The sequence below is a fragment of the Streptomyces sp. NPDC048275 genome (genome assembly GCF_040652275.1).
Taxonomy (GTDB): domain Bacteria; phylum Actinomycetota; class Actinomycetes; order Streptomycetales; family Streptomycetaceae; genus Streptomyces.
Genome location: NZ_JBEZLR010000106.1, coordinates 26,493 through 33,666, shown reverse-complemented (window position 1 = coordinate 33,666; position 7,174 = coordinate 26,493). Strand labels below are relative to the sequence as shown.

Here is a 7,174-nt window from a genome sequence, read left to right as displayed (position 1 = left end):
TCCAGCTGATACTGGCCGTGGGCGCCTGCTTCTCCGGCGCGGCCAACTCGGTGGCGAATCGGCCGCACCCAGGTGAAGTGTCACCCGGTGCGGCCGACCCGAATCAGCAGGTGGCGTTCAGACCGGCCCAGTCGGCGCGGTCGTTGTAGCCGCCGTCGCCGCCGTCGCCGACCACCAGGTCGAGCACCCGGACTCCGGTCAGGTCGATGTCGGCCTGGCGGATGTCGTCGCGGGTCAGCACACCGCTGTCGAACAGCACCCGGCCGTCACCGATCACCTGGAAGGTCGACGTGCCGCCTTCCGGACCGACGTTGCGCACCGCATCGTCGATGCCGACGGTCGCGGTCAGCCTGCTGCACTGGTCGCCAAGGTAGTAGCGGACCGTGGAGGGCGAGGCGACCCCGATACCGGTCGGGTAGACCTTGCCGAGCATGCTGATCGGCGACCAGCCACCGACGCTCTGGTCGACCGTCGGGCTCATCCACCCGCTGGTGGCGCTGATCCACTCGTGGTGCGACAGTGCGACGTCGCCGTCCGGCACCGCCGGTGCGACAACCACCGCCGTGGCCGTCTCCTGCCGCAGCCGTCTCTTGCCGGTCACCTCGTACGACGTGGTGGCGGTCAGCGCGGTGCTGCCCGGCGCGGCGGTGGCCGGCAAGGTCACCGCGAAGGCGAAGGTCACGGAGTGGTTGGAGTCCAGCAGCTTCGGCGCTTCGCCGAGCGGACGGGCCGTCCAGCCGGCGGGCACCGTCAGCTCAACCTGCGGCGCGAAGACCGGCTGCGCACTGTGGTTACGGACGGTGACCTCGACCCGGGCCTGGTCGCCGCCGGCGACCAGCGGGGCGGCCCCGGCCGGTACCTCGTCGCCACCGACCTGCGTCACCTGCGGCAGGCCGGCGACGACCTGCGCCACTCCGGCCGTCCACTTGGCCGCCCCGTACTGGTAGGCGCCGGCGCTGGGCGCCGGGTCGGTGTACCCGTCGGTGGCCGGCGAACGGACCAGCGCATAGTTGCGGGCGGGCGACGTCGGTTTGAGGGTGAAGTCGTACTCCGCAGGGTTCGTGAACTCCGGGCCGGACGCCTGGGGGAGGTTGTTGGTCGAGGACACTCCGTCCATGGTGTCGGTGTCACCGATGTTGTTGGCCACCTCGGTGTCCGAGTACGTGCCCGGGAAAAGACTGACGGACTTGCGGTCGGTGCCGCTGGTGTTGTTGTAGATGCGGTTGCCGGAGGTGGTGCCTCCGTTGGGGTTGATCAGCACGGCGCCGTAGGTGGTGCGGTTCCACGCCACGTTGTCGTACACGGTCCCGTTGTAGGTGGAGTTGTCCAGGTACACGCCCGGTGCCGGTGCGCTGGCCGTGAAGAGTGCCGCGTCGTGCAGGTGGTTGTGGTGGATCTTCGTCCCCGCGAGGTCGACCCGGCAGCAGACGTAGATCGCGGCGACGTCGACGACGAGGTTCCCGTAGTCCGACAGGTCGTTGTAGGCGATCTCGTGACCCGAGGACGTGGTCCCGGCGACCTTGTTGTCGATGTTGATATTGCTGCGGCCGCTGTTGGTCACGGTGTTGTGCGTGATGGTCTGGTCGCTGCCGAGCACGTTGATCCCGGCGGCGTAGCTGCCGCGGTAGTCGACGCGCGTGATGAGGTTGTTGGTCACCACGTTGCCGGAACCGGCAGCCAGGACCCCGTTGCCGGCGCTGGAGTCGATCCTGCTGTTGCGCAGGGTGTTCGCGGTGCCCCGCAGGAGGATGCCGCTGGTCGTCTCACCGGCCGTCAGCACGTCACACGGGTCGGTCGGCGTGACCTTGCCCGGGTCGACCTTCAGGTCCATGTAGTGGGAGACGTATCTGGCATCGATGTCGTCCAGCACGTTGTGAGTGGAGGACGCAGACGTCTGGGCCGTGGCCGAGCGGATGCCGATGCCGACGACCGAGATGTAGGAGCGTCCCGACAGATCGATGGCGACGTTGCGCTGCTTGGCCTCCACCACGTGCGTGGCCGGGCTACCGTTGTCGGCCATCCACAGGTACAGCTTGTGTGTGGCGTCGTCGTAGTACCACTGGCCGGAGTGGCTGAAGGCCTGCAGCTTTCCGGTGAGGGAGTAGAGGTTCTGCTGGTTGGGGCTGAGGCCGACACAGGCGGGCAGGCCGGACGCCGTCACGGAGCCGACGCTGGAACTGGTGACGGTGCCGGTCTCGCTGACGAACCAGTTGTGCGAGGTCAGTCGTGCCCCTTCCCAGTACCCGGCGGGCTGGGTCAGGGCGGAGTCGTACAGGGTGTCGGTCGTGCCCGAGTCGGCCGAGTTGTAATTCGGGCGCGTCGGTTCGGTGCCGGGGTAGGGCCACTGGGCCTCGCCGAGCATGCGGCCGTCGACGAACAGTTGGTTGCCCGGAAGCTTCGGGTCCAGCACCACGCCGGTCTGGTAGATCTTGCCGGCGGAGACGGCCGCGGAGAAGTCCGAGTCGGCCAGCGTCGGGTCCGCCGCCTCCAGCTTCGACAGGTCCGACGCGGTCACCGCCGACCATCCGGTGACCGGGTCGCTCCCGTCGATGACGACGTCCGCTCCCGGCGCGGCCCGATAGGTGATCCGGGCGGAGGCGGTTCCACTGCGGGCGGGAGTGACGGTCTCCCGGTAGGTACCGGACGCGATCACACAAGTGTCGCCGGCGACTGCGGTCGTCGCGCACTTCTGCACCGTGCGGAACGGGGATTTCGCGGTGCCGCGGTTCGCGTCGGAACCCGTGGCGCTCACGTAGCGGGTGGTACCCGCCCTTGCCTCCTGGGCCGATGCCGGGGTGGAGATCACCAGCGCGGCCACGGCCGTCGCTGCCGTGCTGAGGGCCAGCACGCGACGTTTCCAGTCCATCCCTGCTCCCATCGCCTATCGATAATCGCGAATCGGCGGTCACTATAGGCCGCTGTCCAGGGATCACGTAAGGAGCTGGACGCGACCAACAGGCGCGGGCGGAACGGCGGGCGGCCTGGAGCCGCGGTCCTGAACGGCTCCTGCGCATCCGGCAGGAGACATGGGGGCGGGGCCGCGCGCCTCGGGGAAGGGCGCCACCGGGACAGCCCAGGTCACGAAGTCGTCCGCCAACAGGGGCAGTTGGCCGTCGCCTCGGTGATGCCTGATGGTGGTGTACCCCGAGACCGAGCCGCCGAGCGCGCCGGTCGGGCGGGCAGGAACGCCTCGTACCGCCCGCGGCAGCGGTGTCTCAGCGGCGGTCGAGGATGCCGTCGCCCCCGCGGGCGTGCGCGGCGAACTCGGCCGCGGCCCGGTCCGGGTCCGCGGACTCCAGGACGGCGAGCAGCGCGCCGTGATGATCGGCCATCTCGCGCCAGTCACCGGTGAACAGGGGGTCCGAGACGACGCGCAATGCTCGCAGACTGGGCTCCATGAGACTCCAGATCCGCGAGAGGAAGGGGTTGCCGCTCGCCTCGCACAGGACGCGATGAAACCCGATGTCCGCATCCCTGAACGTGCCGACGTCCCCGGCCGCGGCGGCCTCCCGCATGGCCCGCACCTGCGCACCCAGCGCTTCCAGCGACTCGGCCGACGGGTGCTCGGCGACCGCCCGAGCTGCGAACTCCTCGATGATGACGCGCACGGCCCGCGCCGCGTCGGCGTCCTGCGAGGAGACGTCGGCGACGAAACTGCCGCGCCGTGGGACATGGTCGGCGAGGCCCTCGTGCACCAGACGTTTCACCGCCTCCCGCACGGGCGCCTGACTGACGCCGAGGTCCCGGGCGATCTCCGCCTCCACCAGGCGATCGCCGGCCTTCAGGCCCCCGCTGACGATCAGGCCGCGGACCCGCGAGTACACCTGGTCGGACAGCAGCACCCGTGTCAGAGGTTCACCGATGCCGGTCATGACAGCCCCCTCTGTTCGGACGTTGGACGTTTTCGCATCGTATCGATGATCGCGCGTATTCGGTTAGCAGCTCTTGACAACCACGTAACGTCGACCATCATACCGGCTATCGATAGTAGACAATCGATAGGAGCCACACATGGTCGGGACAAGATCCATCGGCGCGGCGGTAGGCATCCTTCTAAGCCTGAGCCTGACGGTCGGCTGCGGGGGCGGCGGCTTCCAGGACGACTCCGCCGGCGGCCAGGACTCGGGCGGCAAGGGCACCGTGCGCATGCTGGTGAACGTCACGCCCAACCTGACCAAGGCCTACTGGAGGGACCTGGTCGCTCCCTTCGAGAAGAAGAACCCCGGTATCAAGGTCCAGATCGACTCCCCCACGGCCGCGGACGGATCCGTGGACAGCACGCTCCAGCAACTGCTGGCCGCCGGGAATCCACCCGACGTCGTCGAGGGCTCCCACAACGACAAGGTCGTCCCGTACCTCAGGGACCTCTCGGATCTTCCCTGGGCCGCCGACTCGCCCATGTCCGACGCACAGCGCCTGGACGGCCGGCTGTACGACGTGGCGATCGGGCAGCAGGTGCAGTCGCTGGTCTTCTACAACAAGAAGGCGTTCGCGAAGGCGGGCATCAGCAAGCCCCCTGCCACGATGCAGGAGCTCACGGCGGACATGAAGAAGCTCAAGGCGGCCGGGTACCTGCCGATGCGGACGGCCGGCGAGTGGGTCACCCAGGCACAGGTCATGATGCTGTTCGCGCCCACGCTCACCACCGCGCAACCGGACTGGTTCAAGCAGGCGGCCGACGGCAGGCGTTCCCTGAGCACCGGCCTCGGCCCGTCGATGAACCTGTACAAGTCGTGGCTGGACAAGGGCTATCTCGACAAGCAGGCCCTCGGCACGAAGTACGCCGAGGCGGAGACGGACTTCCTGGCCGGCAAGGCGGCAATGTACCCCATGGGGTGCTGGTTCGTGGCCGCGGAGGCGAAAGCCAAGAAGGACTTCGAGGTGGGCGTCTTCCCCTCGCCCCAGCTGAACGAGTCCGGTACGCCGCGGCTGTCGGTCACCCCCGGGGCGAACTACCGCATCTTCAAGTCGAGCAAGCACCAGACGGCGTCGGAGAAGCTGGTCCGGTTCCTGACCTCCGACCACGCCGCCGTGGCCGGCCAGCTCAAGCAGGACTCCTCCTTCCGGACGGGCTACCCCTACGACCTCTCGCCGCTCGCCGACGACGTGCAGAAGCTGCTCGACTCCTCCGCCGACCACCAGGCCATCGTCGGCGGCGGTGAGTACCAGATGCCGGCCGGGTTCGAGAGCGAGCAGAACAAAGAGGTGCAGAGCCTGTACACGGGCGGCACCCCGGCCACCGGGTTGAAGAACCTGGACAGCTGGCTGAAGGCGCAGACGAGATGACCGTTCCCTCGACGCGCCGGCCGGTGACGGCCCTGCGGGACCTGTTCGTCACCGCCCGCGGCCGGGACCGGCTGACCGGAGTGATCATGACCGCGCCGGCGGTCGTCCTCTTCGCCGTCATGATGCTCGTGCCGCTGGTGCTGTCGGGCTATCTGAGCCTGACCGACTGGGACGGCTACACCGCGCATCCCGGCATGGTGGGCCTGGAGCACTACCGGACCCTGCTCGCGGACCCGGAGGTGCGCCAGGCCGCCTGGATCACCGTCCTGCTGGCGGTGATCGGCACCCTCGCGATCAACGTCATCGGGCTCGCTCTCGCCCTGGCCATTACGGCACCGAGCCGCCTGAACACCGTCCTGCGGACCGTCTTCTTCTACCCGTACGTCATCAGCGCGCTGATCATCGGCTTCCTCTGGTCGGCCCTGCTGTCGACCAACGGCGCCGTCAACACGCTGCTGCGCTCCGCCGGACACGCGGGATGGCCGTTCCTGTCCCAGCCGGGATGGGCGTTGGCCAGCCTGATCGCAGTCGTCGTCTGGTCGGGATTCGGTTTCACCCTGGTCCTGTACATCGCGGGACTGCACACGGTGCCCCACTCCCTGCTGGAGGCCGCCCGCATCGACGGCGCCGGCCGGTTCAGAACGCTGCGCAGTGTCACCCTGCCGATGATCGCGCCCGTGGTCACCGTCAACGTCGTCCTGACGCTGGTGACGCTGTTGCGCTCCTACGACCTGGTGCTCTCGCTGACCGGAGGCGGCCCCGCGGGCACCACGCAGACCGCGGCCTACCTCATCCTGGCCCAGTCGTTCCAGAACAACGCCCTGGGGTACGGCTCCGCCCAGTCCACGGTCCTGACCGTGGTGACCGGCATCGCGGCGCTGGCGATCACGTTCCTGCGGCGCCGCGCCGACGAGAGAGCGGAGGCATAGCCATGGCAGCCGAACCCACGACCAGCCTTCCCCAGGCGCCCCGCGGCCTCGCATCCGCACCGCCCGCTCCATCGCAGCCGGTCTCCGCTCCGGCGCCACGAACCCGGCGCACGCCGGGCGTCCTGCGGCAGGCGGCGGCGTGGCGGGTGCCGGTGCTCCTGGTCTGCGCGTCCGTCATGGTGATCCCCCTGTGGCTGCTGGTGGTCAACGCCTTCAAGGCCGAACAGGACATCCGCACCTCGCCGTTCGGCCTGCCGCTGGGCCGCCTGACCCTGGATCCCCTGCGGAACGCCTTCACCAACCCCGACTTCGACGTCCTGCGGGCCTACGGCATCACGCTGCTGTTCGTGGTGCTCGTCAACGCGCTGTCGCTGGCGGTGTCGGCACCCGTCTCCTTCGTGATCGCGCGGGGCACCACCCGCTGGCACACCGCGCTGCTGCTGCTGTTCGTGGCGGGCACCTTCGTGCCGAGCCAGGTGCTGCTGATCCCCGTGGTCTACGTCCTGAAGTACCTCGGTCTGATGGGCACGATCACCGGCTTCGTCCTCTTCGAGACCGCCCTGACCCTCCCGGTGTCGGTGTTCCTGTACAGCGCCTACATCCGGACCATCCCGAAGGAGCTCGACCAGGCCGCCGCCGTGGACGGGGTCGGACGCCTGCGTACCTTCCAGCTGATCATCCTGCCGCTGATGCGGCCGATCGTGGCCACGGCGGTCATCCTGCACAGCCTCAGCGTCTGGAACGACTTCGCCAACCCCCAGATCATCCTCGGTCCCGGGAGCGGCCTGTACACCGTGACCACCGGGGTGTACGCGGCGGTCGGCAAGTACTCGACCGACTATGCGGTGGTCTTCCCCAACCTGCTCCTGGCCGTGGCCCCGGCCCTCGCCTTTTTCGCGATCATGCAGCGGCACATCATCAGCGGCCTGACCACCGGCGCCCTGAAGGGGTGACATGAC

General features: G+C 68.8%; 5 protein-coding genes. 3 read left to right on the top strand and 2 right to left on the bottom strand.

All coding sequences use genetic code 11. The annotated features are described in order from the left end of the window. Positions 1–103: 103 nt before the first annotated feature. Positions 104–2,866: an NPCBM/NEW2 domain-containing protein gene (locus tag AB0D57_RS39440; protein WP_362085095.1), complete on the bottom strand. Its 2,763-nt coding sequence runs from the start codon at positions 2,864–2,866 to the stop codon at positions 104–106. A gap of 349 nt (positions 2,867–3,215) precedes the next feature. Further along, positions 3,216–3,872, bottom strand: a complete 657-nt coding sequence (locus AB0D57_RS39435) for a GntR family transcriptional regulator (RefSeq protein WP_362085092.1) — start codon at positions 3,870–3,872, stop codon at positions 3,216–3,218. Positions 3,873–4,011: 139 nt separating this feature from the next. On the opposite strand from AB0D57_RS39435, the gene AB0D57_RS39430 reads away from it, so the two are divergent. From AB0D57_RS39430 to AB0D57_RS39420, 3 genes are read left to right on the top strand one after another with little or no spacing between them, the layout of a single operon-like run. Continuing rightward, a complete protein-coding gene (locus tag AB0D57_RS39430) occupies positions 4,012–5,286 on the top strand; it encodes an extracellular solute-binding protein (RefSeq protein ID WP_362085089.1) in 1,275 nt (424 codons plus the stop codon). Next, positions 5,283–6,215 (top strand): sugar ABC transporter permease, encoded by a 933-nt coding sequence (locus AB0D57_RS39425; protein ID WP_362085086.1) that lies wholly within the window; start codon positions 5,283–5,285, stop codon positions 6,213–6,215. Before AB0D57_RS39430 ends, AB0D57_RS39425 begins: the two co-directional genes overlap by 4 nt. 2 nt (positions 6,216–6,217) lie before the next feature. Beyond that, positions 6,218–7,168 (top strand): carbohydrate ABC transporter permease, encoded by a 951-nt coding sequence (locus tag AB0D57_RS39420; RefSeq protein WP_362085083.1) that lies wholly within the window; start codon positions 6,218–6,220, stop codon positions 7,166–7,168. Positions 7,169–7,174 lie beyond the last annotated feature (6 nt).